This is a genomic window from Saccharopolyspora sp. 7B (assembly GCF_020177435.1).
In the GTDB taxonomy this organism is placed as follows: domain Bacteria; phylum Actinomycetota; class Actinomycetes; order Mycobacteriales; family Pseudonocardiaceae; genus Saccharopolyspora_C; species Saccharopolyspora_C gregorii.
The window spans coordinates 1-1526 of sequence record NZ_JAIUKC010000258.1; the positions used below are offsets into that span (position 1 = coordinate 1).

Genomic DNA, 1526 nt, shown 5'->3' on the forward strand with positions numbered 1-1526 from the left:
AACCCGATTCGGTCTGCCAACGCTCCTCGGTCCACCGCTGCAGGTCCCGCTGGGCGCGGGCGCCGGAGCACCGGTCAGGCCTTGGGGATCTGGAAGAGCTTGGTGAGCCCGGCGGCGAAGCCGACGTCGCCGGCGACCTTCAACTTGCCGGTCATGAACTGCACCGGCGCGGAGGCGTTGCCGGAGACCAGCTTCAGGAACTCGACCGGCGTGATCATGATGGTGACCCGCGGGTCGTCGTGCTGCGGCTCCTTGTTCACCGTGCAGGTCCCGCCGGAGAGCACCGACTCGTAGCGGACGGTGTCCTGCTCGTCGGTGCCGATGCGCCAGCGCACCACGGCCTCGGTGGAGCGGGCCTTGTCCGACTTGTAGTGCTCGCTCATGCGGCGGAACACCTCGTCGAGCACCTGCACGCGGAGCTCGGGGCGGGCCATGACCGCCTCCACCTGCTTGGCCGAGGCGCGCGAGATCAGCTTGGCGAACTGCTCGGGGCGGAGTTCGCTGAGGTCCGCAGCCCCGTCGGCGGCGTGCTCGGAGGCCGCTGCCAGCAGCGCGACGAACTCCTCTTCGCCGATCTTCTTCGGGTCGACCTCGGCGAGCGCGGCGACCGGATCCGACTTGGACATGTGACCTCCCATTACCTACTGACAAGTAAGACTACGGGTGAGTAGGTAAGGCGGGCAAGGCATCCCGCTGATCGTTCTGCTCTAGCCTCTCCCGCAGATCAGGACCAAGCCGAGCACGCCGCGGAACCGGCCCGCAACACCGCCCGCGGCGGGAGAACAGGAGGTGGGATGCGGCCCGACCCGGACGATCACGAGGAGAGCCCACGACCCCGCAGCAGGCGGCTACCGCGCTCGGTGCGGGAACGGCAGATCCTCGACGCCGCCGTCGAGGTCTACGCGGCCCGCGGCTTCCACCTCGCGTCCATGGACGAGATCTCCGAAGTCGCGGGCATCTCCAAACCGATGATCTACGCCTACCTCGGCTCCAAGGAGGAGCTGTTCGTGGCGTGCATCCAGCGGGAGGCCACCCGGCTGATCGAAGCCATCAGCACCGCCGTGGACCCCGAGGTCGGCCCCGACGAGCAGCTCTGGCGGGGCCTGCGGGTCTTCTTCGACTACGTGCAGCGGAACCGGGCCAGCTGGGTGCTGCTGCACCGGCAGGCACCCGCGGGCGGCGAACCGTTCGCCGCCGAGTTCGGGCAGTGGCGGGAGCGGGCGATGGTCCTCATCGCCTCCCTGCTGGCCCGCGCCACCGAAGGCGCCGCGCAGCCGATGCAGCCGCAGCAGATGGAACCGTTCGCCGCCGCGCTGGTCGGCGCCGCCGAATCGCTGCTGGACTGGTGGGTGGAACACCCCGAGCACACCGCGGACGGACTGGCGATGCGGTTGATGAACCTCGCGTGGATGGGGTTCGGCGACCTCGTCGAAGGACGCTCCTGGTCGCCCGGCGGGGGCCCCCCCCCCCCCCCCCCCCCACGTCTGCGAGGGGCGCGAACCCCAAGTGTCGAACCGTCCCGCCGG

2 protein-coding genes are annotated in these 1526 nt (G+C 70.1%); one reads left to right on the plus strand and one right to left on the minus strand.

The annotated features are described in order from the left end of the window. Positions 1 to 74 precede the first annotated feature (74 nt). On the minus strand, positions 75 to 626 hold the full coding sequence (locus LCD33_RS28285) for an SCP2 sterol-binding domain-containing protein (RefSeq protein ID WP_224968907.1): 552 nt from the start codon (positions 624 to 626) through the stop codon (positions 75 to 77). Between the two features lie 168 nt (positions 627 to 794). Between LCD33_RS28285 and LCD33_RS28290 the strand changes: the two genes are divergently transcribed. Continuing rightward, positions 795 to 1526: TetR/AcrR family transcriptional regulator (locus LCD33_RS28290; RefSeq protein ID WP_374228551.1), on the plus strand; the 732-nt coding region annotated here is incomplete at its 3' end.